22 protein-coding genes are annotated in these 25,678 nt (G+C 68.6%); 10 read left to right on the top strand and 12 right to left on the bottom strand.

From position 1 onward, the window contains the following. Both GDJ08_RS12610 and GDJ08_RS12615 read left to right on the top strand, forming a co-directional pair. Positions 1-522: a hypothetical protein gene (locus GDJ08_RS12610; protein ID WP_017356637.1), complete on the top strand. Its 522-nt coding sequence runs from the start codon at positions 1-3 to the stop codon at positions 520-522. Between the two features lie 85 nt (positions 523-607). Next, positions 608-1,162: a queuosine precursor transporter gene (locus GDJ08_RS12615; protein ID WP_017356638.1), complete on the top strand. Its 555-nt coding sequence runs from the start codon at positions 608-610 to the stop codon at positions 1,160-1,162. 316 nt (positions 1,163-1,478) lie between these two features. On the opposite strand, the gene glnE is transcribed toward GDJ08_RS12615, so the two are convergent. After that, positions 1,479-4,307: a bifunctional [glutamate--ammonia ligase]-adenylyl-L-tyrosine phosphorylase/[glutamate--ammonia-ligase] adenylyltransferase gene (gene glnE / locus GDJ08_RS12620; RefSeq protein ID WP_153164984.1), complete on the bottom strand. Its 2,829-nt coding sequence runs from the start codon at positions 4,305-4,307 to the stop codon at positions 1,479-1,481. 314 nt (positions 4,308-4,621) lie between these two features. On the opposite strand from glnE, the gene scpC reads away from it, so the two are divergent. Next, the gene (gene scpC / locus GDJ08_RS12625) at positions 4,622-6,136 is read left to right on the top strand and encodes a succinyl-CoA:acetate CoA-transferase ScpC (RefSeq protein ID WP_017355906.1); all 1,515 of its coding nucleotides are present in this window, start codon (positions 4,622-4,624) and stop codon (positions 6,134-6,136) included. Positions 6,137-6,160: 24 nt separating this feature from the next. On the opposite strand, the gene hglS is transcribed toward scpC, so the two are convergent. From hglS to GDJ08_RS12670, 9 genes are all read right to left on the bottom strand, one after another. Beyond that, entirely contained in the window at positions 6,161-7,528 is a 1,368-nt protein-coding gene (gene hglS, locus GDJ08_RS12630; protein ID WP_153164985.1) for a 2-oxoadipate dioxygenase/decarboxylase HglS, read from the bottom strand. Between the two features lie 119 nt (positions 7,529-7,647). Next, a complete protein-coding gene (locus GDJ08_RS12635) occupies positions 7,648-8,193 on the bottom strand; it encodes a hypothetical protein (protein ID WP_153164986.1) in 546 nt (181 codons plus the stop codon). 31 nt (positions 8,194-8,224) lie between these two features. Beyond that, positions 8,225-8,974 carry an HAD family hydrolase gene (locus tag GDJ08_RS12640; protein WP_017355909.1) on the bottom strand — a complete coding sequence of 250 codons (750 nt, stop codon included), beginning with the start codon at positions 8,972-8,974 and terminating at the stop codon, positions 8,225-8,227. Between the two features lie 137 nt (positions 8,975-9,111). Next, entirely contained in the window at positions 9,112-9,528 is a 417-nt protein-coding gene (locus GDJ08_RS12645; RefSeq protein ID WP_153164987.1) for an EF-hand domain-containing protein, read from the bottom strand. A gap of 220 nt (positions 9,529-9,748) precedes the next feature. Then, positions 9,749-10,126, bottom strand: a complete 378-nt coding sequence (locus GDJ08_RS12650; RefSeq protein WP_017355911.1) for a hypothetical protein — start codon at positions 10,124-10,126, stop codon at positions 9,749-9,751. Between the two features lie 64 nt (positions 10,127-10,190). Continuing rightward, complete coding sequence (locus GDJ08_RS12655) at positions 10,191-10,928, bottom strand: M15 family metallopeptidase (protein WP_082316382.1); 738 nt, start codon at positions 10,926-10,928, stop codon at positions 10,191-10,193. Further along, a complete protein-coding gene (locus tag GDJ08_RS12660) occupies positions 10,882-12,411 on the bottom strand; it encodes a serine hydrolase (RefSeq protein ID WP_136007078.1) in 1,530 nt (509 codons plus the stop codon). Before GDJ08_RS12660 ends, GDJ08_RS12655 begins: the two co-directional genes overlap by 47 nt. 64 nt (positions 12,412-12,475) lie before the next feature. Next, complete coding sequence (locus GDJ08_RS12665) at positions 12,476-15,478, bottom strand: TonB-dependent receptor (protein WP_017355914.1); 3,003 nt, start codon at positions 15,476-15,478, stop codon at positions 12,476-12,478. Between the two features lie 43 nt (positions 15,479-15,521). Continuing rightward, complete coding sequence (locus GDJ08_RS12670; protein WP_165699806.1) at positions 15,522-17,009, bottom strand: transglutaminase-like domain-containing protein; 1,488 nt, start codon at positions 17,007-17,009, stop codon at positions 15,522-15,524. A 132-nt stretch (positions 17,010-17,141) separates the two neighbouring features. Here GDJ08_RS12670 and GDJ08_RS12675 point away from each other — a divergent pair, with 132 nt between their 5' ends. The 6 genes from GDJ08_RS12675 to GDJ08_RS12700 all read left to right on the top strand — a co-directional run bounded on the left by GDJ08_RS12675 (position 17,142) and on the right by GDJ08_RS12700 (position 23,183). Then, complete coding sequence (locus tag GDJ08_RS12675; protein WP_153164988.1) at positions 17,142-18,590, top strand: C40 family peptidase; 1,449 nt, start codon at positions 17,142-17,144, stop codon at positions 18,588-18,590. Then, positions 18,587-19,693, top strand: coding sequence for a dipeptide epimerase (locus tag GDJ08_RS12680; protein ID WP_017357505.1), 1,107 nt, complete (start codon positions 18,587-18,589; stop codon positions 19,691-19,693). The genes GDJ08_RS12675 and GDJ08_RS12680 overlap by 4 nt, the downstream gene beginning before the upstream one ends. A 72-nt stretch (positions 19,694-19,765) precedes the next feature. Beyond that, positions 19,766-20,614 (top strand): MurR/RpiR family transcriptional regulator, encoded by an 849-nt coding sequence (locus GDJ08_RS12685; protein ID WP_017357504.1) that lies wholly within the window; start codon positions 19,766-19,768, stop codon positions 20,612-20,614. A gap of 27 nt (positions 20,615-20,641) precedes the next feature. After that, the gene (locus GDJ08_RS12690; protein ID WP_153164989.1) at positions 20,642-21,418 is read left to right on the top strand and encodes a L,D-transpeptidase family protein; all 777 of its coding nucleotides are present in this window, start codon (positions 20,642-20,644) and stop codon (positions 21,416-21,418) included. Continuing rightward, positions 21,415-22,707 carry an APC family permease gene (locus tag GDJ08_RS12695; RefSeq protein ID WP_017357502.1) on the top strand — a complete coding sequence of 431 codons (1,293 nt, stop codon included), beginning with the start codon at positions 21,415-21,417 and terminating at the stop codon, positions 22,705-22,707. Before GDJ08_RS12690 ends, GDJ08_RS12695 begins: the two co-directional genes overlap by 4 nt. A 128-nt stretch (positions 22,708-22,835) precedes the next feature. Beyond that, positions 22,836-23,183 carry a hypothetical protein gene (locus GDJ08_RS12700; protein WP_017357501.1) on the top strand — a complete coding sequence of 116 codons (348 nt, stop codon included), beginning with the start codon at positions 22,836-22,838 and terminating at the stop codon, positions 23,181-23,183. A gap of 29 nt (positions 23,184-23,212) precedes the next feature. Here the strand turns inward: GDJ08_RS12700 and yiaA are convergent, their stop codons facing one another. After that, complete coding sequence (gene yiaA / locus GDJ08_RS12705) at positions 23,213-23,665, bottom strand: inner membrane protein YiaA (RefSeq protein WP_017357500.1); 453 nt, start codon at positions 23,663-23,665, stop codon at positions 23,213-23,215. Positions 23,666-23,838: 173 nt separating this feature from the next. Between yiaA and GDJ08_RS12710 the strand changes: the two genes are divergently transcribed. Beyond that, complete coding sequence (locus GDJ08_RS12710; protein ID WP_153164990.1) at positions 23,839-24,987, top strand: PQQ-dependent sugar dehydrogenase; 1,149 nt, start codon at positions 23,839-23,841, stop codon at positions 24,985-24,987. A 75-nt stretch (positions 24,988-25,062) separates the two neighbouring features. Here GDJ08_RS12710 and GDJ08_RS12715 read toward each other — a convergent pair whose 3' ends face one another. Beyond that, positions 25,063-25,632, bottom strand: coding sequence for a hypothetical protein (locus tag GDJ08_RS12715; protein WP_153164991.1), 570 nt, complete (start codon positions 25,630-25,632; stop codon positions 25,063-25,065). Between the last annotated feature and the right edge of the window lie 46 nt (positions 25,633-25,678).

Raw genomic sequence — 25,678 nt, forward strand, 5'->3', positions numbered from 1 at the left:
ATGCAGCGGATCACCCGCTTGGCCGTTGTGCCGTTGCTCGTGCCGGGGCTGATTGCCGGCGCGCCGATGGCCTCCGCGCAGAACTTCGCCCATGCCTCGCCCGTCACCAGCAGTGTGTTGACCACCTCGGTGGTAAGCCTGGCGGTGATTACCGCGCCGGTGTGGCTGAGCGCGCTGGGGGTGAGCGAGATGCATGACGCCGCTGCACGCCACCACCGCGCCGGACGCGAGGCGAGGCGTGCCGGCCCGTTGCCGCCGCTGACCGTGGAGCGGGTGCAGCAGCAGGCCGACGGCAGCTACGAGGTGGCGCTGCAGAATCCGCAGGCGCCTCAGGACCTGGCCGTGGTGGCCTGGCCGGCGCGCGCCGATAACCCGGCCGCCGGTGTGAAGGTGGGCGACGTGCTGGAGTTCAGGCCGACGCCGCTTGGTGCGGGCTGGACGGTGGCCGCGGCCGACGGCACGGCGCTGGCGTTCCTGCCGACCAGCGATGCGGCCGCCCAGCGCATGAGCGAGCGCTTCTAGCTGAACCGACGGCACCGGCGCGGGGTGGCCCCGCGCTGCGTCAGGCGGGATAATCCGCCGCTTCCCCGCCTGCCCCCGGTGCGCCATGCCTGTGCGTTCTGCCATTGCCTTTGCCCCGTTGACCGTGCGCTCGCTGCTGCTGGCGGTGCTGGCAATGGGCACGGTGGTGCTGGGGTCGAACGTGCTGGTGCAGTACCCGATCAACGATTGGCTGACCTGGGGGGCCTTCAGTTATCCGGTGGCGTTCCTGGTCAGCAATCTGATCAACCGCCGGTTCGGCCCGCAGGCCGCGCGCAAGGTGGCCTGGGCGGGTTTCGCGCTGGCGGTACTGCTGTCGATCTGGATCGCGACGCCGCGCATTGCGGTGGCGTCGTGCCTGGCCTTCATCGCCGCGCAGCTGCTGGACATCACCGTCTTCGACCGTCTGCGTCGCGGCCACTGGTGGCGTGCACCGATGGTGGCCACCACCTGCAGTGCGACGTTGGACACGACGATTTTCTGGAGCATCGCATTTGCGGGGTCCGGCCTGCCGTGGGTGAGCTGGGCGGCGGGCGATCTGGCGGTGAAGCTGGCGATCGGTGTGTTCCTGCTGGCGCCGTTCCGCGCGCTGCTGTGGCGCATGGCGCCGCGTACGGCGTAGCGCCGGGTTCTACCCGGCTGCCTTTGTATTGCGCCGGGATCTGCCGGGCTGGGGGGTGGCCGCGAAAAGCAGCCGGGTAGAACCCGGCTCTACGAGGGCGCGTGTTGCCCGCCCGTCCCGTGCGCGTCCGTGTTGCGCATCCGCGTTGTCCGCCCGTTCCGTGCGCGTCCGTGTTGCGCATCCGTGTTGTCCGCCCGTCCCGTGCGCGTCCGCGTTGCGCATCCGTGTTGTCCGCGTGTCCCGCGCGCATCGGTGTTGCGCATCCGGTTTGCCCGCCCGTCCCGTGCGCGCATTGGGGCCCTCGTCCGTCCGCGCGTCAGCCGGCGGCGTTTACCGCTGCCTGGAAGGGAAGCCCGGCTGCATCGCAGGCGGCGCTGATGATGATCCGTGCGTCTTCCAGCGCCGGGGTGGGCGCGGCCAGCCGTGGGCGGCGATCCAGGGTGCAGGCCAGGCCGACATCCAGCAGGGCGGCGTGGGCGGCGTGCAGGCCCTGACGGGTGCCGCCCGGCAGCCAGGCGATGTCGGCCAGGGCGTCGATGAGGCGGGGGGTGTCGCGCGGCTGCAGCACCTGCGGGTGGCTGGCGGCGCTGTCGAGCACGCCGGTCTGCAGCAGGAACTCCAGATCGACGATGCCGCCGGCGCCCTGCTTCAGGTCCAGCCGCGCGGCGTCGCTGCGGTCCAGTTCGGTGCGCATGCGGCCGCGCATTTTCACCACATCGGCATACAACACGTCGCGGTCGCGCGCGCGGCCCAGCGTCTGCGCACGCACGGTGTCGAAATCGGCCAGCAGGCCCGCATCGCCGGCGATGCCGCGCGCGCGTACCAGGGCCTGGTGTTCCCACGTCCATGCGCGCTCGCGCTGGTACTCGGTGTAGCTGGCCAGCGACGACACCAGCGTGCCCTTGCCACCATCCGGGCGCAGGCGCACGTCGATGTCGTACAGGCGGCCGGCGGCGGTGACGGCGCCGAGCAGCGCCATCACCTTCTGCGCCAGCCGCGCGTACCAGCGACCGGGATCGAGCGGGCGCGCGCCATCGCTGGCGTCCACGCCGGCCGGATGGTCGTGCAGGAACACCAGGTCCAGGTCCGAGCCGAAGCCCAGCTCCAGTCCGCCGAGGCTGCCGTAGCCGATGATCGCAAAGCGGCCGCCGGGAATGGCGCCGTGGACGTGGCGCAGGTCGGCCTCGGCCATCGCCAGCACGGTCACCACCACCGCCTGGGCCAGTTCGGCCAACTGGCGGGTGGTGTCGACCGCACGCTGGCGGCCGTCGAGGGTGGCCATCGCCATGCGGAAGCTGAGCGCCAGGCGGGTTTCATTGAGCAGGCGCAGGGCGGCTTCGGGATCGTCCACGGCCAGCGCGGCGTCGCACTCGGCCTGCATTGCCGCAGCATCGGGCATCGGCCCGGACACGCGCACGTCGAGCAGTTCGTCGAGCAGCAACGGATAGGCCGCCAGCCGCTCGGACAGCAGCGCGCTGCGCGCGAGCACGTCCACCAGCCGCGCCAGGGCGCTGGGCTGCTCGTCGAGCAGTGCCAGGTAGCTGGTGCGCCGCAGGATGGCCTGGAGCAGACCGAGTACGCGCTTGAGCGCGGCATCGGGGTGCGGCGAGCCGGTGGCGGCATGCAGCAGCGCGGGCAGTACGCGGTCCAGGCGCGCACGCGCCCCATCGGACAGCGAACGCACGCCGAGGGACTGGGCAAAGTCGCGCAGCGATTGGTCGGCCCCCCCGGCATCGTGGAAGCCGGCGCTGGCCAGCACCTCGGCGCTGCCGGCGTCGGGCAGGCCACGCCAGTAATTGGCGAGCGCATCGGGCGCGGCCTGCCCGGCACGCGGGGCCAGCAGCGCGCCGAACTCGGTGGCCACGCGCTGGCGCTGCACCTCCAGCGCGGCAACCAGGGCATCCCAGTCCGCATGACCCAGGCCGACGGCGATGCGCAGGCGGTCGGTGGGATCGGCCGGGAGCGCGTGGGTCTGGGCATCGCGCAGCATCTGCAGACGGTTTTCCAGGCGGCGCAGGAAGGCGTACGCCTGCAGCAGGTCGGCGCCGTCCTGGGCGGCCATCTGGCCGCAGGCGACCAGCGCCGGCAGTGCGTGCAGCAGGCGGCGCTCGCGCAGCGAGGCGTCGCGGCCACCGCGGATCAACTGCAGCGCCTGCGCCAGGAATTCGATCTCGCGGATGCCACCGGGGCCACGCTTGATGTCATCGAACATCTCGCGGCGCGCCACTTCGGCGGTGATCGCCGCCTTCATCTCGCGCAGGCCGTCGAGCGCGGTGAAGTCGAGGTAACGGCGGTAGACGAACGGTCGCAGGGTCTGCAGCCAGGCTTCGCCGGCGGCGATGTCGCCGGCCACCGCGCGCGCCTTCAGCCAGGCGTAGCGCTCCCAGTCGCGGCCTTCGCGCTGGAAGTACTGGTCCATGCCGGCGAACGACAGGGCCACCCGGCCGGCGCTGCCGAACGGGCGCAGGCGCAGATCCACGCGGTGGCTGAAGCCGTCCACGGTGGTGTCGTCGAGCAGTTTGGCCAGCCGTTGGCCGAGCCGGGCGAAATACTCTTCGGCGGCCAGCGGACGGGCGCCGTCGGACTCGCCGCCCTGGGGGTAGGCGTAGACCAGGTCGACATCGGAACTGAAATTGAGTTCGCCCCCACCGAGCTTGCCCAGCCCGAACACGACCAGTTGCTGGGCGCTGCCGTCGGCGGCGCGCACCACGCCGTGGCGGCCGGCAAACTCCTGCTCCAGCGCGGCCAGGCCGAGGCCCAGGCAGTCTTCGGCCAGGGTGGTGGCGCCGGCCAGGGTGGCGGGCACGTCGTCGAGGCCGGCCAGGTCACGCCAGATCAGCCGGGTGGAGGCGGCGGTACGGTAGCGGCGCAGGCGCTGCGGCCAGTCGCTGGGATGCTGGGGGTCGAGCGCGGGAAGCGGCAACGGCGGGCAACCGGGCTGGGCCAGGTGCGACAGCAGCGCCGGCTGCCGGCACAGGGTGTCGATGGCGAAGTCGCTGGTGATGGCCAGCAGGCGGACCTGGTCGAGCACGTCGGCCGAAGGAGGCCAGTGGCCGCCGTCGGTGAGCGAGAGCGCCAGGCGCGCGAGGGCGCGGTCGACGAGGGGAACGAGGGTGGCGGGGACGGCGTCGGCGGGCATCGGCATGCGGGGATTATGCCGGGCGCGTGCACACGCAGCGCAGCGGCGGGACCGTCGATCCCGAACGGCGGGCATAAAAAAGCCCGCTTGCAGCGAACTGCCAGCGGGCTCTGCTCCCTCCCCCACGTCGGGATGCAGGTCGATCTTCTAGGGTCGGCGGAGAACTTGCACGCTGCACTGCAAAACAATACTTGCGGGTACAGAAGTGCCGATAAACCTGAACAGGGAGCGCTCTGCCTGGATTGCCATCCCACCTTGGTCGCACACCCGGGGGGGATCGGATCGCCGATAATGTGAATCCCCCCAGAAACGTTGTCGTCATGTCTGTCGATCGCATTGCCAACGCGCGTCTGCGTGACCGCGTTGTATCCGCCGAAGCCGCCGCCGCCCTGATCCAGCCGGGCGAAACTGTCGCCATGAGTGGCTTCACCGGTTCGGGCTATCCCAAGGCTGTGCCGATCGCGCTTGCCCAGCGCATCGAGGCCGTCCATGCCCAGGGCCAACCGTTCCAGATCAGCCTGATGACCGGCGCGTCCACCGCCCCGGAGTTGGATGGTGCGCTGGCCAAGGCCGACGGCATCGCCATGCGCATGCCGTTCCAGAGCGACCCGGACGCGCGCAACCGCATCAACGCTGGCAAGCTGGACTACATCGACATCCATCTCAGCCACGTCGCCCAGCACGTCTGGTTCGGCTTTTACGGCGAGATCGACACGGCGGTGATCGAGGTCTCGGCGATCCGCGAAGACGGGTCGCTGGTGCCCTCCACGTCGGTGGGCAACAACAAGACCTGGCTGGACCTGGCCAAGAAGGTGATCATCGAGGTCAACGAGTGGCAGCCGGCCGGCGTGGACGGCATGCATGACATCTACTACGGCACGGCATTGCCGCCGCACCGCAAGCCTATCCCGCTGGTGCATGCCAACGACCGCATCGGCGAGACGGCGCTGCGCTGCGACCCGGACAAGATCGTGGCGGTGGTGCGTACCAACGGACCGGACCGCAACAGCCCGTTCAGCCCCATCGACAGCACCAGCGAGCAGATCGCCGCGTACCTGATCGAGTTCCTGAAGCACGAAGTGGCGCGTGGCCGCCTGCCGGCCAACCTGCTGCCGCTGCAGTCGGGCGTGGGCAACATTCCCAATGCCGTGCTGGCCGGGCTGGGCAAAAGCGGCTTCCGCGACCTGAGTGCGTTCACCGAAGTGATCCAGGACGGCATGCTCGACCTGCTGCGCGACGGCGTGCTGAGCTATGCCTCGTGCACCGGGTTCGCGCTGAGCCCGCAGGCCAATGAAACGTTCAAGGCGAACATCGACTTCTACCGCGAGCGCATCATCATGCGGACGCAGGAGATCTCCAACCATCCCGAGCTGGTGCGCCGACTGGGCTGCATCGGCATGAACGGGATGATCGAGGTGGATCTGTACGGCAACGTCAATTCCACCCACGTGATGGGCAGCCGGATCATGAACGGCATCGGCGGTTCGGGCGACTTTGCGCGCAACGGGTTCCTGTCGGCCTTCCTGAGCCCGTCCACGGCCAAGAACGGCACGATCTCGGCGATCGTGCCGATGGTGAGCCACGTCGACCATACCGAGCACGATGTGTCGGTGATCGTGACCGAACAGGGCCTGGCCGATCTGCGCGGGCTGACCCCGCGCAAGCGCGCGCGGGTGGTGATCGACAACTGCGCGCACCCGGACTTCCGCGACCAGCTCAACGACTACGTCGAGCGCGCCAGCCGCGACAGCTACGGCAAGCACACGCCGCACCTGCTGCCCGAAGCGTTGTCGTGGCACCAGCGGTGGCTGGATACGGGAACGATGAAGGTGTGAGGGAGTGCCGGCCAGCGGCCGGCACTACCGGGCGTGGAGGGTGGCCAGCGACTCGGCCTGGAGGCGCTCGTAGATGGCGAACTCGTCTTCGACCTTCATGCCCAGCGCGTGCTCGAAGGCGTCGCGGTTGGCGTGGGCGGCGTAGGCGCGCTGTTCTTCGCCGCCGAGATTGGACTGGAAGATGCCCGCAGCGCTGACCGGCAGGAAATCCTCGTAGACGATCGGATCGGCGCTGGCCAGCCCGGCGGCGATCAGTGCCTCGGCCGGAAGATCGCCAACGGCGTCGGGGGCGGCACGGCCGGCGTCGGTAAGCGCGTAGCGGTAATACCCCAGCCCTTCGCGGCGCAGGGTGTCGTGATCGTCCGGGAACGCACGGAAGGCCGCCGCCAGGCGGGTCGGATAGTCCTGGCCGGTGCTGCCGGCGCCGTCACTGTCGCGCGCCTTGGCCAGCAGCTGGTCGTACAGCGCGCGCCCCTTGGGCGTGAGCGCCAGGCCGCGCTGCTCGATTTCGCCGAATCGCGCGGTGTGGGTGCCGGCATCGGCGCTGTCGCCCGACGGGAAGTGCACCGGCTCCTCCAGCGCCTTGAAGCTGGTCTGGCGCAGCAGGATCGGGCAACGCCTCGGCGGCGGGCCTTCGATCACCGCCTTGGCGGCCAGGCCGCGCGCGAGCATGCCGGCCTGGGCGGCATCGATGTCCAGCGTGCGTGGGGTGAGGTGGTTGATGTGCGGGCCACGGAAGCTGACCACGTCGGCAATCAGCCGATGGGCGTCGTGCAGGGCATGGTAGGTGGCCAGCGACACGGTGGCATCGCCATGCCAGCGGAAGGTCTCCAGCGCGGCAATGACGAAACGCCGGCTGTCGGCCTGATCCAGCCCACCATCGCGCTCGGCCTGCGCGATCAGCGCCAGCGCCTCGTCGGTGAAGATGCGGCGGCGTGCCAGGATCTGCGCGGACTGCTCGCGCAGCGCGGCGTCTTCGATGAGCTCCAGCCGCAGCAGCGAGGTGAACACGCGGAACGGGTTGTGCGCGAGCGCCTTGGCCGTGCGCGGGCGGAACGCGGTGGAGTGCACCGGCACGCCGGCCACGGACAGGTCGTAGTAGCCCACCGGGTACATGCCCATCAGTGCGAACAGGCGCCCCAGCGTGGCCAGTTCCTCGGCGGTGCCGACGCGGATGGCGCCGTGGCGCTCCTGCGCCAGGCGCGCGCGCTCATCGGTGCGGTCCATCTGCCCGGCCAGCGCCGGATCGGCGGTGAGCACGGCATCGTTGATCTCGGCCACCAGGTCCACCAGCGTGCCGTACAACGGCACTTCGGTGCGGTACATGCTGGACATGGCCTGGGCGAACAGGCTGCGGATATCGTCGGGTGAAACGAAACGGTCGGCGCTCATTACGTACTCGGCAACGGATCACGGGGGGGAACAGGCAAGCGCGTATTGTCGCCGAGCGGGCCGGCGGCGGCGATCTGCATAGCAGCACGAATCCACCGATGCCGCGAACGGCCGCCGTTTCAGGGCGTGGACGTTGAACTGCGCGCGGCACGCTGGCGCTGGGCGTGGTCGCCGAGCTGGCGCTGCAGGGTGGCGTCGAGGGTGACCGGACGGTCCCAGTGGTCGTGGCTGGCCACGATGGCGTGGCGCAGCGCGCGCCAGTGCAGGTTCTGCGGCGCGACCGGCAGGTCCTGCACCACGTCCTGCCACTGGCGCGGTTGCCCCTCGGCCGGCACGGCACGGCTCCAGGCCTGCACGCTGTCGCGGCACGACCGGCCGATGGCATGGGCCCAGAAGCACGCGAAGTAGATGTCGCCGGCCTGCCAGCCGTGGGTGTACATCAGCGCGGCGATATACCCGCGTGGGACGCCGGCATAGCGCGAGACCTCGTCCAGGAAACTGTCGGGGTAGCGCTCGGCGTAGTGGTTGATGTCGCGCAGCTGCGCATCCACCCAGTCATCGCCGGTGGCCACGGCATAGGCCGCGGACTTCTCCGGTGTCTGCTGTGCCAGTGCGGCCAGAGGCAGCACCAGCAGCAACAGGGCAAGCAGCGTGCGCAGGGTCATGGGACGATTCTGCCGCAGCGCTGCATGCGTGTCAGGCCTGCACAGCCTTGGCTTCGATGGCGCGCAGTGCCTGCGGCCAATCGAAGGCGGTGGGGGCATCGACCATGCGCGGCTCGTCGTCCGCCACCCCGTGCTGGGTTTCATGCGCCCAGGTCACGGCGTACGGGGTATGGATGCCCCAGCCGCCCAGCGTGATCACCGGCTCGATATCCGAGCGCAGCGAGTTGCCCACCATGCAGAAGCGCGCGATCGGCAGGTCGAACTCTTCGAGCACGCGTGCGTAGGTTTCCGGGTCCTTCTCCGACACGATCTCGATGCGCGGGAACAGATCGCGCAGGTTGGCCACCTTGATCTTGGCTTCCTGGTGGAACAGGTCGCCCTTGGTGATCAGCACGACCGGGTACTCGCGGGCAATCTCGGTGACCGACTCGCGCACCCCGTCAATCAGTTCCACCGGGTGACGCAGGGTGTCATGACCGATGTCGAGGATCTGCTGCAGGTCACGCGCGCTGATCATCTGCCGGGTGATCTCGATGGCCGCTTCAACCATCGACAGGGTCATGCCCTTGACGCCGTAACCGAACACGCCGAGGTTGCGCTGCTGCACTTCCAGCAGGTGGCGCGCAGTCCGGGTGTCGTGGACGTCGATGTAGCGCGACAGGATGTCGAGGTAGTCCTGTTCGGCCTTGCGGTAATAGTCTTCGCTCTTCCACAGCGTGTCGTCACCGTCAAAACCGACCAGGCCGATAGCGCCTTGCGGCGTGGGCATGGAGGTCATCATCGGCCAAGGATAGCAACACCGGGCATCGCGCCCAATGACGGAAACAGGCAAAAAGAAGGGCGGCCGAAGCCGCCCTTCCCCCTCACTGCCGTTCACCGGTGTCCAGCGGTGTCGGGCCCTGCCTGTGCGGGATCGCGTTACTTGCCCGGTTGTGCGCCGTTGCCGGCAGCCGCGCCCTGCTGGGCGGCGACATACGCCTTGTATTCATCCGGGCTGAGTTCGCCGTCCTTGTTGGTGTCGGCCTGGTCGAAGACCTGGGCCAGGCCGGCGTTGACCTGGGATTCGGCCTTGCTGATGGTGCCGTTGCCGTCGGTGTCGACGCTGGCCCAGGTCTGGCCGCCGCCACCGTTGGCCTGGGCCGAGGCCTGTGCCGCGGCACCGGACGCTGTATCGGCAGCGTCACCGGCCTGCGCTGCCGCCTGCTGCGCCTGCGCCGCCTGGGTCTGGGCCTGCGCGGCGCTGTGCTGGGCCGACTGGGCCATCGCCGGAATGGCCAACACACTGCCGGCGGCGACGATCAGGGCGATCAGGGGCTTGCGGTTGCGAATAGTCATTGGGGTGGTCTCCTTGGGTGGATGTTGCGCGGCCGTTGTTTCCGCACGGCCTCCACCCTGCCAGCCCTTTTGTGAATCGATATTGCGTCGCGATCAACGCCCGCACACGGTCTTAACCACCCGGCCCAGGGCGTGGATTACCGCCCTGGTTACGCGCAGGTGAGCAGACAGTAAGACACGCATTCAACCGGCCCGGATTTAACCGGATGCGAACGGAAACTCAGTCGTGGGTGGCGTTTTTTTCGCCTGAGCGCGAACTGAATATCATCCAGCCCAGGGCGACACCGCCCAACGCGCCGGCCACTTCCAGCACGACGCGCGAGCCCAGTTCGTTCGGATCGTGGATGCTGGCCAGGAACAACCGCGCATACAACGGCGATTCGAGCCGCATCATGCCCATGTAGAACAGCTTCCAGGCATCGATGCCGGCCGAGACGATCACCGCAATGACGCACGACCAGCCGATGGCGTGGCCCATCGACCACTGCGCCCAACGGCACAGCCGGTGCCACAGGGTGTACACCAGCAGCCCGACCAGCAACGCGATCAGGCCCGCTTCCAGCGTTCCCAGCAGTCCAAAGTGCAGTGGCAGGTTCATCGCGGTCCGGTCGGCAGGTCAGCGCACAGTGTAGCGGTGCGCCGGGGCGACCCGGCCCTGCAGCTCAGCGCACCGGGATGTCGTAGGCGGTGGTGGGGCTGGGCTCGGGCTGCAGGGTGTAGTGCCACCACTCCAGCGGGTAGTTGGCAAAGCCGTGGCGCTGCATCGCGCGCAGCAGCTGCTGGCGGTGGGCGCGCTGTGCGGCACTGATGTCCGGCGCATCGGTGTGGGCGCGCGCGCCGAAAAAGTCGAAACCGGTGCCCATGTCCAGGGCGGTGCAGGGGCCGGCGCGGCAGTCGAGCAGGGTCAGGTCGACGGTGGCGGCGCGGCTGTGGCCGGAGGTCCCGGCGATGTAGCCATCCAGCAGGTCCGGCTTGTCCACCTGCGGATACTGCAGCGCTTTGCGCGACTGCTCGGACGGATCGTGCGCCCAGGCGACGAACGCCTGCACCGCCCGCACCGGCCGGTAGCAGTCGTAAATGCGCAGAGCGAAGCCGTCGCGCCGGAGATCGGCCTGCACCCGGGCCAGCGCCGCAGCGACCGGTGCGAGCAGGTAGCACCTGGGTGCCTCGTAGCCGGGAACCGGCGCGGCGGTGAAGTTGTCCGGGCCGGCATAGCGGATATCCAGGTCCAGGCCGGGAATGGCCCGGCCCACGTCCACCAGCCCGGCCTCGGCCAGATCGCGCGCCGACGAGACGGTCACCGTGGCTGCGCCTGCGGGCTGCACGGGCAGCGCCAGCGCGACGGCCAGCAGGCTATGGGCAATCGCCGATGCGGGTGAAATGCAGGTCCTGGTAGTCATAACTGAAGTCGATCCCCGGGTCGATCGCGGCGAGGGCGATGCCAGGCGGCGTGCCGTCATCGGGCTGCAGCCAGGCCTCGGCATCGGCACCGAGCGTATCCCACTGCACCAGCCAGCGGTTGCCAAGCTGCATCACGCGGCCACGCAGCCGCGGCGACTTGTCCACCTGCAGCCGCAGCACGCCCCGTTCGGGGCACACCGACGCCTCGCCCAGCCAGGGATCGCGGTAGCGCCCCTGCCAGCGCACGGTGGTGGCCAGCGGCGCGGGTCGGCGCGCGCGGGTATCGGGCCGCACGTGGCCGGCGCTGCGGCGCGCGGCACGCTCGTCATCAAGCTGCCGCAGATAGCCCGCCACTGTCTCTCCCGCCGCCGGTGCGGTGTAGTGCTTCAAGGCGGCCTGCATCAGCGCGGTGCGCGCGTCCTCGGCATCGCTGTTGATCAGGATCACCACGCCGACACGGCGGTCGGGCAGCAGCGCCAGCGAGGAGTACATGCCCGACAGGGTCCCGGTATGCGCCACTTTCCACTGCCCATCCATGTCCGACAGTCGCCAGCCGTAGCCATAGGCGAACACATGCGCGTTGTCCCAGTGACGCTGGCGCTCGCCCAGCGGCATCGGCATGTGCGCGGTCCACAGTGCCTGCCGCTGCGCACTGCCCAGCCAGTCCGGCACCAGGGTGGGATCGAGCAGCACCTGCATCCAGCGGGTCATGTCGCGCAGGCTGCAGCGGATGCCGCCGGCCGCCATCGAAGGCAGGTCGGAGCTGGTGTCGCCATCGGCGCCCTCGACCACCGGCCGGCCGTGCGCATGCCGGTGCGGCTGGGCCACATTGCCCACCTGCGCCACCGACCACGCGCCCACCTGGCAGCGCGTCATCCCCAGCGGCACGAACACCTCCTCGCGCAGCAGCTCGTCGTAGGGCTTGCCACCGGCAGCGGCGGCGACCTCGCCAGCCACGACATACAGGAGGTTGTCGTAGGCATAGCCACTGCGGAAACTGGTCACCGGCTTGAGGTGGGCCAGGCCGGCAATGATGTCCTGGCGGGTGAAGTGGTTGGGCTCGGGCCACAGCATCAGGTCGCCCGCGCCCAGCCCCAGCCCGCTGTTGTGAACAAGCAGATCGCGCACCTGCATGTTCCGGGTGACCCACGGATCGTGCATGCGGAACTGCGGCAGATAGCGGATGACCGGGTCATCCCAGCGCAGCCGTCCACGCTCCACCAGCCGTGCCAGCAGCGCAGCGGTCATCGCCTTGCTGTTGGAGGCGATCTTGAACAGGGTATCCGCATCGACCTGTGTATCGGCGGCGTCGCCGCGCGGTCCTTCGGCACGCTCGTAGACGAGCTGGCCCTGATCGACCACGGCCACCGCCATGCCGGCCACGTCCCGCTGACGGGCCTGGTCGTACATCGGGTCGAACACCGCCGCCGCCGGGCCGGTGCCGGCGGCAGGGGCGCTCCCCGCCACCAGCAGGCCCAACATGGCACACCACCTGCTGCGCATCGCATTCTCCGCGGCGGCCCGCGGGACGGGCCGCCCTGGGGACTCAGTAGTTCCAGGTCACCGTCAACTGCGCGTAGCGCGGCGACTGGAACCCGGTGCCGAAACCGTACAGCGGATTGGGCGTGCCGATGCTGTCCTGCGGCTCGTAATCCTGGTCCACCGACACGGTGCGCTGCTGGTTGAGCACGTTGTACACCGCCAGCTTGACGCGCAGATCCAGCGGCACCGGAACCTTGTAGGCCACGCTCAGGTCCAGATCGTAGGTCCACGGGGTACGGCCATCGCCACCGCGCGGCGAATGCACGAATACGCGCTCGGACGGCGGCACCGACGCCTGGCAGTTGGCCACGCACACGTAGTAGCTGTGGAAGTCGGTGTCGTCGAACGGGTTGCCGGCGCCGAAGCGGGTGATCGGGCTGCCCGACTGAACGCCCAGGGTGGCGGCCACGGTCAGGTTCCCGGTCACCGCGTAGCTGCCGCGGAACTTGAACTGGTGGCGGCGGTCGTTGGCCAGGTAGCCGTAGCCGCGGTAGTTCACCCACGGGTTGTCGAAGTTCTCGGTACGCCCCGAATCGGCGAAGTCGGTATCGGAGTTGACCGGACCTTCGGCGTTGCCGCGGCCGTAGGCCAGGGTGTAGGACGCATTGAAGCCCCACACGCCATCCCAGGCGCGGTCGACCTGCAGTTCCAGCGCCTTGTAGTCGCGCTTGGGCTTGACCCAGCCGCGCTGCCCTACATAGTTGCCATCGTCGTCGTACAGCGCCCAGCCTTCGCGCGAGGTGTCGATGTCGATCCATGCATCGTTGCTGCCGTCGCAGTCGCTGTCGCCCCACACGGTGTTGGTGCGGCCGGGATTGCCCATGATCCACACGCTGTCCACCGCACCGCACTGGGCGGTGGCGGTGATGTTCATGTCATCGATGGCGTTGTGCAGGCGGCGGTAGGTGACGCTGGCGGCCACCGACCAGGATTCGCTGAGCATGTGCTGGAAGCCCAGGATCGCCTCGTCCTGGTACACCGGGTCCATGTCGCGGTTCACCTCGGCGCGCAGGTCCGGAACGCTGCCATCGCCCTGCGAGTTGTCGACGGGGCCGATCTGCCCCCCCAGGTAGGGCACGTTGTTGGAGGCACCGCTGTAGCCGAGGAACTCGTACCAGGTGCGCTCGTCGAGGAAGCCGCCGGCCTGTTTGATGTTGATGACATTGGCCACCGGCAGGAAGTAGCGCCCAAGGTTGCCGAACACCTTGGTGGTGCCGTCGCCGCGCATGTCCCAGGAGAAGCCCAGGCGTGGGGCGATCATGTCGTCGATTTTGATGTAGCTGTCGCCGTCGCCGCCCTTGTTGTCGAAGCCTTCCATGCGCGCGCCGATGTTGAGCAGGAAATTCGGCGTGACCTGCCAGTTGTCTTCGAGGTAGTAAGCCGAGTTGATGGTCTCGAACGAGCCGGCCACTTCATAGCGGCGGGTACGCACGACCAGGCCGCTGGCCGGCACCACGCCGCCATTGAGCGAGCTGCCGGGGGTGCGGTAGTACACGTCGTAGCGCAGACCGCCCGGGCCGGGGTAGGCGCGCTCGTAATCGGAGGTGTTCTCCTCGCGGTCCAGGCCGAAGCGCAGCAGGTGATTGCCGATGGACCATTCGAAGTCGGCGCGGCCGGCCTTGCGGGTGTCCAGTGCCGACTCCAGCTGCGAGCTGCTGGTGCAGCTGCGGTCGCCCTGCAGATCGGTGGGCACGCCCTGGCTGGCGGTGCGGTTGTCGAACACGCGGTTGCAGTTCTCGTCCATCAGACTGCTCTGCGAGCGGTTGCGCTTGTTCTCGCCGTACATCAGCTTCATGGTCAGCGTGTCGTTGACCTGCCAGCTGTAGGTGCCCGACCAGTTGGTGCCGCCCACGGTGTTGTAGATCTGGTTGGTGCGGTCGCCCTCGGCCAGGCCGGTGTCGTAGTTGTAGCGGTAGACGTCGGTGACAGTGTCGCTCTTGTCGGAGAAGCCGAACAGCGACAGCATCTGGTTGTCGGTGATCTGCCAGTCGAGCTTGCCGCCCCAGAACGGGTCGTCTGCGGTGCCGCGGTTGAGCACGGTGCCGGCATCGTTGGTGGAGTTGGGCCTGTAGTCGCGCGCTTCGTACATGCCGAAGAAGAACAGCTTGTCCTGCACCAGCGCACCGGACGCGAATACGTTCAGCGCACTGCGCGAATAGTCATCGCGGCTGGCGGTGATGTAGCGGCTGCCGTCGGCGTCGTAGCGGTCGCGCGCCTGCGACTGCCAGGCGCGCGGTTCCAGCACCAGTTCGGCACCGGCCTTGAAGTCGTTGCTGCCCGAACGGGTCACGGCGTTGATCACACCGCCGGTGCTGCGCCCGAACTCCACCGAGTAGCCGCCGGTCTTGACCTGGAATTCCTGGTAAAACGCAAACGGCACCGAGGAGAAGCCGACACGGTTATAGAAGTCGGTGACATTCAGGCCGTTGATGTAGACGGTGTTCTCGGCCACCGAGGAGCCACCGAAGGAGATGCCCTGCCCGCCCAGCGAGCCCTTGCCCTTCACCGCGCCGGGCGCCAGCAGCGCTACGGCGGTGATATCGCGGTCCACCGGCAGGCGCGAGAGTTCTTCGCGGGTGATATTGGTGGCCGATTCGGTGGACTTCACGTCCACCATCGACACCACCTGCGGTGCGCGCACTTCCACCGTGCCCAGCGTGTTCACGCCACTGACCGGTACGTTGACCGTGGTGGTGTTGCCCAGGCCGACATCCACCTGGCCGACGCGTGTGGCAGCGCCACCGCCAACCGACACCTCAAGATCGTAGGTACCCACCGGCAGCAGCGGGATGCGATAGCCGCCATTGGCATCCGCCTTCACCGAGCGCACAAAGCCGGTGGCCGGATTGCGTACGGTCACCGTGGCGTTGTCCAGCGCCTGCCCGCCATCGGTGACGAGCTTGCCTACCACCGCACCGTCCTGCGCCAGCGCCATCGGCGCCACGCTGCCCAGACACGCGCCCAGTGCGACGCACAGCGCCGCCCGCTTCAATCGATTCACCTTCATTGCCTGCTCTCTCCTGCAGATGTTGAATCAGGGATACCGCCGATTACCGCGCGGCCTCCAGCGGCACCACGTGCGACTGGAAGTCGTAGTTCCATTGATCGAAATACAGATTGCCGCCGGACCACTCCGCTTCGCCGCGCTGGGAATCCACGGTCTCCGATCGGGCGTGCTGCTTGGCCGGCACCAGCGGTTGGGCATAGTCGTCGTTGAAGGCGATGCGGTAGGCATCCAGGCCACCGAGGTAGAAGTCGCGCAGCGCGGGCTCGGGACTGTCCAGGCGGCCGGTGGTCACGTCCATCGGCACCCAGCCGTATGGCGCCAGGTACACCGCACCCCAGTCATGCAGGTTGTTGTAGCCCACGGCGTCATCGGAATAGACCATGCCGGACTGCCAGCGCGACGGAATGCCGTTGAGACGCAGCAGGGTCATCAGCAGCAGCGTCTGCTGGCCGCAATCGGCGTGGCCGGCATGCAGGGCGTAGTCGCTGATGTTGGAAATCGTGGAGTATTCCCGTGCGCCCGCCCACGGGATCCGGTCGACCGCGTCGAACAGCCGCTGCACGATGCGGTAGGGGTTGGTTTCGGCGCCCACCACGCGCTGCGAGAACGCGCGCAGCGCAGGTGTGAACACCATGTGCGGCGCGCGTTCGGCCAGGTAGGGCTGCAGCGCCGGATCGTCCGGGGTGGGCAGCACCTTGGCCGGGTCGATCGGGACATGCCGCGCGTACACAGTGACCGCGTAGCGGATCTGGAAGGCGGTGGGCGTGCCGGCCACGGCGGTTTGCTCCAGGTAGGCGGTGCGCTGCAGCGTCGCCTCCGGGGCGATGCGTGCGCCGGCCGGCGTGCTGGCGATCCACTGGATGTCCTGCTGCTGGCCGGGGATCGCACGCGGATACGGAATCCACGCCCGCACGGTCTCGCCGGCAGGTACGGCATCGGCCTTGACCACCAGCGACTGGGTGACCTCGACCCGGCGCGGCACCAGGCTGGTGGCGCCGCTGGCGCGCGCGGCCGCGACAATCTCGTGGTGGTGCGGGCCGAGGTGTTCGTAGGGGCCATCGACCGGGTCCGGCACCGAGGGCGCCCGCCGCGCGCGTGCCTCCGCGCTGACCCGGAACAGATTGGACGGTGCGCGCTTGAAGTAGCGCCGCTGTCCATCGATATCGAGGTGCTCGATCAGCCCGGCCGCGTCCCAGCGCGCGAACTCGTCGTCGCGCAGGTCCGGAATCTGCCGGCGCACCTGCGTCTTGGCGGCCTCGGCATCCAGAGTGAAGTCGAGCCGGATGCGCGCCATGCGTTCGCGCTGGAAGGCGTAGTCCTCACGCGCGGCCGTGCCCAGCGTGGCGTCCTGCAGCGCAGCGGCAATGGCGGTATCGGCTTCGGCGAACGCGCCACGGTCGATCTGCGCGATTACCTGCGGCAACGGCACGGCCGCCGCGGCCCACAGCGGGGGCAGCGCCAGCAGCAGGCAGGCAACGGTGCGCCAGACGGCACGACGGCGTGAAGACGGTTTGCGCGAAGCAGGATCCACAGCGACACTTCCCAAGGTGCGGGTGGTAATCGCTGTGTAACACGAGGTGGGAAGTCGGTCAATAATTTATTCTTGCTTTCCATGAAAAAAGGAATAAATATTCCTGACGCTTCCGAGGAGGGTGACCGCTCCATGATCCTGGCTTCCCCCTGCCGCCCCGTGCGGACCCCGTGGCTGGCCCGCGCGTTGCTGCTGACGCTGTTGGCCGGCGGCACGGCCGGTGCCGCCGATGCCCCGCCGCCTGCCGCCTCGGCCGCCGACACCCTGGGTGTGATCGGCCTGCGCGAGGCGTACCTGGACCCGGCGTTCTGGGCCGCTCGCCTGCCTGACCCGGACCGCGTGATCCTCGACCGTGCCGGCATCGCCGCGCAGAACGCGCGCATGCGCGCCACCGACCCGTCCATTCACGACCTGCGCGCCCTGCCGGCGCAGCTGCCGCGCGCGCGGGTGCTGGCCGACATCCAGGCGCTGTCGCGCTGGCCGACCAAGCCGCTGTATGGCGTGGAGGGGAAGCCCATCAGCGAGGCACAACGCCGCGCCGCACTGGCCAACCTCGGTCTGGAGGCGGTGCCGGCCCAGCGCCCGCTGCAGTACGGCCTGGTGACCCATCGCGCCGCGCTGCGCGCCTTCCCGACCACGTTGCGGGTGTTCACCACGCAGGGCGACACCGATATCGACCGCTTCCAGGAGTCGGCCCTGTTCCCCGGCGATGCGGTGGCGGTACTGCATGAAAGCGCCGACGGGCAGTGGCTGTTCATCACCAGCGAGCGCTACTCGGCCTGGATCGAGCGGCGCTACGTTGGCATCGGCGATGCCGAGACGGTGCTCGGCTACGGCCAGCACGGCCCGTACCGGGTGATTACCGGTGCCACCGCGTTCACCGCCTACACGCCCGAAGAACCGCGCGTGTCGCGTCTGCAGCTGGACATGGGCGTGCGCCTGCCGGTGTTGGCCGACTGGCCGGCCAATACGCCGGTCAACGGCCAGCAGGCACATGCCGCGCACGTGGTGCAGATGCCGGTGCGCGACCCCGATGGCCGCCTGGCGCTGGTACCGGCGCTGCTGCCGCGTTCGCAGGACAGCGCGGCCGATTACCTGCCGCTGACCCCGCGCACGCTGTTGCAGCAGGCCTTCAAGTTCCTCGGCGAGCGCTACGGCTGGGGCCACGACTACGACACCCGCGACTGCAGCGGCTTCGTTTCGGAGATCTACCGCAGCGTCGGCGTGCTCGTGCCGCGCAACACCAGCGCGCAGGCCGTCAGCCCGGCACTGGACCGCCTCGCCTTCGACGCGAAGGACGGCAAGGGTCGTCGCGAGGCGGCGGTACAGCAGCTGCAGGTCGGCGACCTGGTCTATATCCCCGGCCACGTGATGGTCACCATCGGCCACCTCGACGGCCGCACCTGGGTGATCCACGACACCGCCGGCGGCAGCTGGTCCGGCGCCGACGGCACGCGGGTGCAGGCACATCTCAACGGGGTGTCGGTGACACCGCTGGAGCCGATGATGGCCAGCGACACCGCCAGCTACATCGACCGCATCACCAACATCCAGCGCATTCGAGCCAAGACCCCTGAATGAAGATCACCGACATCGAACTCGGCATGCTGCGCGTGCCGCTGAAAACCCCGTTCAAGACCGCGCTGCGCACCGTGGATACCGTGGAAGATGTGGTGGTGCTGGTACGTACCGACAGTGGCCACACCGGCTACGGCGAGGCGCCGGCCACCGCGGTGATCACCGGCGACACCCACGGCTCGATCATCGAGGCCATCACCACCTTCATCAAGCCGCGCCTGATCGGCCAGGACGTGGCCAACCTCAACCATCTGTGTGGCCTGGTCCAGTCCTCGCTGGAGCGCAACACCAGCGCCAAGGCGGCGGTGGAGATCGCGCTCTACGACCTGTGGGCGCAGCTGCACAACGCCCCGCTGTACCGCATGCTCGGCGGTGGCGATCCGGTGATCACCACCGACATCACCATCAGCGTGGACTACATCGACAAGATGGTGGCCGATTCGCTGTCGGCCATCGACCGCGGTTTCGAGTCGCTGAAGATCAAGGTCGGCAAGGACATCGGCCTGGATATCGAACGGGTCAAGGCGATCCACGCCGCCGTGCAGGGCCGCGCCCTGCTGCGCCTGGACGCCAACCAGGGCTGGACCGCCAAGCAGGCCGTGTATGCGATGCGCACGCTGGAAGAGGCCGGGGTAGTGCTGGAGCTGCTGGAACAGCCGGTCAAGGCGGCCGACATCAGCGGGCTGAAGTACGTGACTGACCGCGTCAACACGCCGGTGATGGCCGACGAAAGCGTGTTCAATCCCGGCCAGGTGGTGGACCTGATCCAGCAGCGCGCGGCGGACATCATCAACATCAAGCTGATGAAGACCGGCGGGCTCTCCAACGCGATCCGCATCGCCGACATCGCCGCCATCTACGGCGTGCCGTGCATGATCGGCTGCATGATCGAGTCGAGCATCAGCGTGGCGGCCGCCGTGCACCTGGCGGTGGCCAAGAGCGAGGTGATCACCAAGGTGGACCTGGACGGTCCCTCGCTGGGGCAGTTCAACCCGGTCACCGGCGGGGTCAACTTCAACGAATCGGAGATCACCATCAGCGATGCGCCCGGGCTGGGGATCACCGAAGTGCGCGGACTGGAGATGATCACGCCGCCGCGCTGGTAGGCCGCAGCCGGGCGCTACCACCGTCCGTTGATCCCGCTTACCCTTTCTGCAACCGGACCCACGCTGAGCCCCATGCCGCCCCTGGTGAAAATCCGCTCCGAGCGTGACCACATGTCGGCGATCGAGCGCCGCATCGCCGACTTCATCCTCGACAATGCCCACCTGCTGCGCGACTACTCGTCCCAGCAGCTGGCCAGTGCGCTGGGGATCAGCCAGTCCAGCGTGGTCAAATTCAGCCAGAAGCTGGGCTTCAAGGGCTACCCGGACCTGAAATACTCCATCGGCGAAGCGGTGGCGCGCGCCGGCCACGATCCACAGGCCCGCCCGCCGTCGCCAAGCGCCGACGACGACTACGCCGGCATCGCCGCACGCCTGCGCCTGAGCAAGGCAGCCGCCGAGGAAGAGACCGGCCTGGCCAATCCACAGGCCGATGTCGAGGCCATCGTGCGGCTGCTCGATGGCGCGCCCAAGGTATTCGTCTATGGCCTGGGCGACGACGGCCTGTACGCGCGCGAATTCGCCATGCGGCTGTCGCTGCTGGGCATGCTGACGGTGCACCATGCCGACCCGATCCTGATGATGGCCAACCTGTCGGCGGCACGGGCCGGTGATGCGATGCTGGTGTTCTCCGAGTTCGGCAAGCTGCCGCAGCTGTTCCAGCTGTCGCGGCAGTTCCAGGACATGGGCGGCAAGGTGGTGTCGATCACCCGCCACAGCGCCAATCCGCTGCGCGCGCATGCCGACCGGTCACTGGTGGTCTGCGCGCACGACCCTGCCCCGCACGTCGCCCAGCTGCTGTACCGTGCTTCGCTGCAGTCCCTGCTCGACTTCGTCTTCGTCCTGTTGTGCCACGCCAACCCGGACCGCCACCGCCAGCTCGGGGTGAACCTGGAACGGATCGAACACCTGATCGACACCTGATCGACCCCTGGTTTACCGGAGTCCACGATGCTGCCGCTGCTGCGTACCGCCCTCGCCGTCACCGCTCTCGCCACCGCGCAGCCGGCTGGCGCACTCACCCCGTTGCCGCCGCTGTCGCACAGCCGGCAGGCCATCGTGGTGGTCACCGACAGCTGGGACGCCACCCAGGGCCGGCTGCAGGCCTATGAACGCCGGAGCAGCAGTGGCCCGTGGCGCAGGCACGGCCCCGCCTTCACCGTGGCCGTGGGGCGGAACGGCAGTGCCTGGGGCGTGGGCCGTGCGTCGCTGCACAATCAGGGGCCGCAGAAGCAGGAAGGCGACGGGCGCAGCCCCGCCGGCATCTTCGAGATCGGCCCTGCGTTCGGGTATGCGTCGAAGATCGCCAGTGCGATGCCGTACCAGCCGATGACGGCCAGCCACTACTGCATGGATGTGCCCACCTCGCCCCACTACAACCGCATCGTCGATGCGAAGGACGTCGGTGCCGCCGCAGTGGAAGGATCCACCGAACCGATGCGGCTGGACCTGCACAACAAGGGCGATGTGCGCTATCGCGAGGGCTTTGTGATCGAGCACAACAGCAGCCGTACGCCTGGCAGGGGCAGCTGCATCTTCGCCCACCTCTGGCGCACGCCGGGCGAGGCCACGGCCGGCTGTACGGCAATGGAGCCGCGTCACATGAAGGCCCTGCTGGCCTGGCTGAAGCCGGATACGCGCGCGGCATTCATCCTGCTGCCGAAGACGGAGTACGACAACCTGCAGGTGCCGTGGCAGTTGCCGGTCCTGACCGGAGCGATGCATTGAGCGCCCCGTCCGAACCGCAGCTGGAACGCGCGGTCAGCCGCTGGCAGATCGTCGGGCTGTCGATCAACGATGTGATCGGCAGCGGTATCTACCTCCTGCCGGCCGCCACGGTGGCGCTGCTCGGGCCCTTCAGCCTGTGGGGCGTGGTGGCTGCGGGCATCGTGGTGGCGCTGCTGGTGCTGTGCTACGCCCAGGCGGCCAGTTATTTCGATGAGCCCGGCGGCAGCTATCTGTACGCACGCGAGGCCTTCGGGCGCTTCGCCGGATTCGAGATCGGCTGGATGATCTGGCTGACCCGGATCAGCTCGGCGGCCGCATTGAGCAATGCGCTGGCCGATGCGGTGGCGCGCTTCTGGCCGTGGGCCGGGCATGACATCGGCCGCATTGCGATCATCGTGGTGTCGCTGGGCTTCCTTACCGCGGTGAACGTGGCCGGCGTTCGGTCGGCCGCACGCACCGGGGTAATCCTGGTGATCGGCAAGCTGCTGCCGCTGCTGCTGTTCGTGGCAATCGGCGCGTTCTACGTTGACATGGACCTGGCCTTCTCCGGCGTCCGCCCGGACCCGCACGACCTGCAACGGATGGGCGAGGCGGCGCTGCTGCTGCTGTACGCCTACGCCGGCTTCGAGAATATTCCGGCCGCCGCAGGCGAGTACAGGAACCCGCGCCGTGACATCCCGTTCGCGCTGATCACCATGATCGTCAGCGTCACCATCATCTATGGCGCGGTACAGCTGGTGGCGCAGGGCACGCTGGCCAACCTGGCCACCTCGCCGACGCCGCTGGCCGATGCCGCGTCCAGTTTCGGGGGAGAAGCGCTGGCGCTGATCCTGACGGTGGGTGCCACCATCTCCATTCTGGGCACCAACAGCAACACCATGATGATGGGCCCGCGGTTCCTGTTCGCGCTGGCCCGCGACGGCTACGGGCCGAAGGTGCTGGCCAACGTGCATCCGCGCTTCCGCACACCGGCGGCGGCCATTGTCACCCAGGGCGTGATCGCGCTGGCGCTGGCGTTGTCCGGGTCGTTCGTGCAGCTGGCGCTGCTGTCGATGACCACGCGTCTGTTCGCCTACATCGGCACAGCGGCGGCGGTACTGGTATTGGCACGGCGTTTCGCCGACCGCCCCGGGGCGCTGAAACTGCCGGGCGGCCCGCTGATTCCGGTGCTGGCGCTGGTGCTGTGCCTGGCATTGTTCGCCAGTGCGAGCTGGCAGAACATTGCGGCGGCACTGGTCGCCTTCGCGGTGGGCGCGGTGATTTACAGACTGCCGCGCAAGGCGACGTGACGACGCGTTGACACGCGGGAATGCGGGCTGATGCGCCGCGCGACACTTGATGCGGCATTCACTCCGCTGGCCCATGACGTTAACCGGTGCTCCGCTACGGTGATGCCTCACCCCACCGGAGCTACCAGATGAGCCCTGACTACCAGATTCCCGGCCGGGTGCCGGAAGACGGCGTGCCGCGCCAGGCCGTGTCGGACTACTGGCGCGAGCGGTTCTCCAGCGAACCGTACTATGACCAGAGCCAGTTCTTCGACGATTACGAGCCGGCCTACCAGCTCGGCCACTACTCCCGCGCCGACGACATCATCCGTGCGTACGAAGAGGTTGAAGCCGAGCTGGAAACGCGCTGGGCGCAGGAGCGTGGCAAGAGCAGGCTGACCTGGGCGCAGGCGCGCAATGCGGTGCGCCGTGGCTGGGACGAATCCACTGCCCTGCGCCAGGCGCACCTGGACAAGGGCGTGCCGCGCGGGACCTGACCGGCCCGCGCAGCCACCCGGCGTCGCCCTCAGTCCAGCGAGGGCGGCGTGACCGGCCGGGCCGGCAGCGGCGGCAGCGTTGCGCCGTTGGCGGCCATCAGGTCGCGGGTGTTCTTCTGCACGGCCACGGCGCCGAACAGCGCCAGCGCGAAGGCCATGCCGTAGAAGCCCTTCTCGCTCAGCAGCAGGGTGGCGTTCCACAAGCCCACCAGCAGCAACAGCAGCGAAGCCAGCAGGGCGAACCAGCACAGCGCGTAGTACAGGCCGCTGACGGGAATGGCCTCGGCCTTGTCGCGCACGCTCTTCTGCAGCGACACCGCCGCAAACAGACCGAACAGCAGCAGGGTGAGGTAGTAGCCCTTCTCGTTGAGCGCCATCTCGGCGTTGAACAGGCCCACCAGATAAGCAGCAGCGCCCAGCAGCAGCGCGCTCCACGAGGCGGCGATGAACGCGGCGGACGGTTTGTGTACCTGTTGCTTCATGATTCCAACTCCCTTGGAAGACAGTGCTGCGGGGCCGCCCCACGGGCGGCTGGCGCCAACGGTAGCCGATCCACGCACTGGCGCATACGGGGAATGACGTATGGTGCACGCGGCGAGGACAGGCATGGTGTACAACGCCTATCTGGCCATCGCATCCCCTCCGGAGATACTCCATGACCCGCAAGCTGCTGCTCTCGCTCGCCATCAGCCTTACCCCCGCCCTGTTCACCACCGCCTGCGTGGCCGCCGATACGGCCACCGCGCCTGCGGTCGAAAAGGCGAACTGGCCGTTCACCGCTACCGCCGTCGGCACCTTCAACGAGCCGTGGGCGATGAGCTTCCTGCCTGACGGCAGCCTGCTGGTCAGCGAGAAGCGCGGCGCGCTCAAGCACGTCAACCCCACCACCGGCACCAGCGCCACCATCAGCGGCGTGCCCGCGGTGGCCTACGGCGGCCAGGGCGGCTTCGGCGATGTCCTGCCGCATCCGGATTTCGCCCGCAATCAACTGCTGTACGTCAGCTATGCCGAGGCCGGTCAAGGCGACACCCGTGGCGCGGCCGTGGCGCGTGCGCGACTGGTGCTGCAGCCCGACGGCAGCGGCGCGCTGCAGGATCTGAAGGTGATCTGGCGGCAGACCCCCAAGGTCGAGGGCAAGGGACACTACGGCCACCGCCTGGCGTTCGGGCCGGACGGCAAGCTGTGGATCACCTCCAGCGAGCGCCAGAAGTTCGATCCGGCGCAGGACATGGGCGGCAATCTCGGCAAGATCGTACGGCTGAACGACGACGGCAGCGTGCCGGCCGACAATCCCTTCGCCTCGCAGGGTGGCGTGGCCGCGCAGGTGTGGTCGCTCGGCCATCGCAACGCGCTGGGCATCGCCTTTGACGCGCGCGGCAAGCTATGGGTGCACGAGATGGGCCCGGCCGGCGGCGACGAGCTGAACCTGATCGAGCGCGGCGCGAACTACGGCTACCCGGTGGTCTCCAACGGCAACCACTACGACGGCCGCGAGATTCCCGACCACAGCACCCGGCCCGAGTTCGCCGCGCCGAAGGTGACCTGGACGCCGGTGATTTCGCCGGCCGGTTTCATCATCTACTCCGGGACGCTGTTCCCGCAGTGGAAGGGCAGCGGCTTCATCGGCGGGCTGTCGTCGACCTCGCTGGTGCGGGTGGCCTTCGACGGCGACAACGCACGCGAAGCCGAACGCTTCCTCATGGGTGAGCGCATCCGCGAAGTGGAGCAAGGGCCCGACGGCGCGATCTGGCTGCTGGAAGACGGCAGCAACGGAAAGCTGCTGAAGCTGACCCCGAAAGCTTGATCCTGCAGCGCCGGCACCGCGCCGGCACTGGCCTGGCGCCCTCGCCGTCTGGCGGGGGCGCGGCCGCGCGCTGCCCTACTGGATGGTGACGACCTTGACCTCGGTACGGCTGCAGGCCGTGTCCAGGCAGGCGCCGTTGAGCCAGACCTGGCCGTCGCCGATCATCACCCCCTGCTGGTTGACCATCACCGTGTCGAAGGTCTGCGCGGCAATGGCCTTGCGCACGGCCGGGGTCAGGATGCGCTCGTAATTGCGCTGGAACTCGCCCGGGCCGGCGATCGTGGCGCCGTTGGCGATCTTCAACGGGAAGCGGACTTCCTCGACCACCGCGGCACGGTCGCCGCCATTGACCGCCTTCTGGAAGGCGATGAAGACCGCTTCGTACTGCGCGGCATCACCGAGAACACGGTCGATCCGCTGGCGCACGTCGTCGGCGGCGGCGGCAGGCGCGGGGGCGGCGGGCGGCGGCGCCGCATCGGCGGCCGGTTCCACCGCATCCGGCGACAGGCCGGCCGCTGGCGCCTCGTCGGGTGGCGCGGTGCTGGCCACCGATGGCGACGTGGCGGCCGTCTCTGCCGGTGGCGATGCCGGCTGCGAACAGGCAGCCAGCAACAGCGTGGGGACCAGGAATGGGATCAGGCGCATCGGACGCTCCATCGGTTCAGCCGGGTTGCCAGCCTAGCGCCGGCGC

This window comes from Stenotrophomonas nematodicola, assembly GCF_009467805.1.
Classification (GTDB): Bacteria; Pseudomonadota; Gammaproteobacteria; order Xanthomonadales; family Xanthomonadaceae; genus Stenotrophomonas; species Stenotrophomonas nematodicola.

Excerpts from the sequence above, each read along its gene's own strand:
- GDJ08_RS12610 (WP_017356637.1), top strand. The coding sequence starts at position 1 with ATGCAGCGGATCACCCGCTTGGCCGTTGTGCCGTTGCTCGTGCCGGGG.
- GDJ08_RS12615 (WP_017356638.1), top strand. The coding sequence starts at position 608 with ATGCCTGTGCGTTCTGCCATTGCCTTTGCCCCGTTGACCGTGCGCTCG.
- glnE (WP_153164984.1), bottom strand. The coding sequence starts at position 4,307 with ATGCCGATGCCCGCCGACGCCGTCCCCGCCACCCTCGTTCCCCTCGTC.
- scpC (WP_017355906.1), top strand. The coding sequence starts at position 4,622 with ATGTCTGTCGATCGCATTGCCAACGCGCGTCTGCGTGACCGCGTTGTA.
- hglS (WP_153164985.1), bottom strand. The coding sequence starts at position 7,528 with ATGAGCGCCGACCGTTTCGTTTCACCCGACGATATCCGCAGCCTGTTC.
- GDJ08_RS12635 (WP_153164986.1), bottom strand. The coding sequence starts at position 8,193 with ATGACCCTGCGCACGCTGCTTGCCCTGTTGCTGCTGGTGCTGCCTCTG.
- GDJ08_RS12640 (WP_017355909.1), bottom strand. The coding sequence starts at position 8,974 with ATGATGACCTCCATGCCCACGCCGCAAGGCGCTATCGGCCTGGTCGGT.
- GDJ08_RS12645 (WP_153164987.1), bottom strand. The coding sequence starts at position 9,528 with ATGACTATTCGCAACCGCAAGCCCCTGATCGCCCTGATCGTCGCCGCC.
- GDJ08_RS12650 (WP_017355911.1), bottom strand. The coding sequence starts at position 10,126 with ATGAACCTGCCACTGCACTTTGGACTGCTGGGAACGCTGGAAGCGGGC.
- GDJ08_RS12655 (WP_082316382.1), bottom strand. The coding sequence starts at position 10,928 with ATGACTACCAGGACCTGCATTTCACCCGCATCGGCGATTGCCCATAGC.
- GDJ08_RS12660 (WP_136007078.1), bottom strand. The coding sequence starts at position 12,411 with ATGTTGGGCCTGCTGGTGGCGGGGAGCGCCCCTGCCGCCGGCACCGGC.
- GDJ08_RS12665 (WP_017355914.1), bottom strand. The coding sequence starts at position 15,478 with ATGAAGGTGAATCGATTGAAGCGGGCGGCGCTGTGCGTCGCACTGGGC.
- GDJ08_RS12675 (WP_153164988.1), top strand. The coding sequence starts at position 17,142 with ATGATCCTGGCTTCCCCCTGCCGCCCCGTGCGGACCCCGTGGCTGGCC.
- GDJ08_RS12680 (WP_017357505.1), top strand. The coding sequence starts at position 18,587 with ATGAAGATCACCGACATCGAACTCGGCATGCTGCGCGTGCCGCTGAAA.
- GDJ08_RS12685 (WP_017357504.1), top strand. The coding sequence starts at position 19,766 with ATGCCGCCCCTGGTGAAAATCCGCTCCGAGCGTGACCACATGTCGGCG.
- GDJ08_RS12690 (WP_153164989.1), top strand. The coding sequence starts at position 20,642 with ATGCTGCCGCTGCTGCGTACCGCCCTCGCCGTCACCGCTCTCGCCACC.
- GDJ08_RS12700 (WP_017357501.1), top strand. The coding sequence starts at position 22,836 with ATGAGCCCTGACTACCAGATTCCCGGCCGGGTGCCGGAAGACGGCGTG.
- yiaA (WP_017357500.1), bottom strand. The coding sequence starts at position 23,665 with ATGAAGCAACAGGTACACAAACCGTCCGCCGCGTTCATCGCCGCCTCG.
- GDJ08_RS12710 (WP_153164990.1), top strand. The coding sequence starts at position 23,839 with ATGACCCGCAAGCTGCTGCTCTCGCTCGCCATCAGCCTTACCCCCGCC.
- GDJ08_RS12715 (WP_153164991.1), bottom strand. The coding sequence starts at position 25,632 with ATGCGCCTGATCCCATTCCTGGTCCCCACGCTGTTGCTGGCTGCCTGT.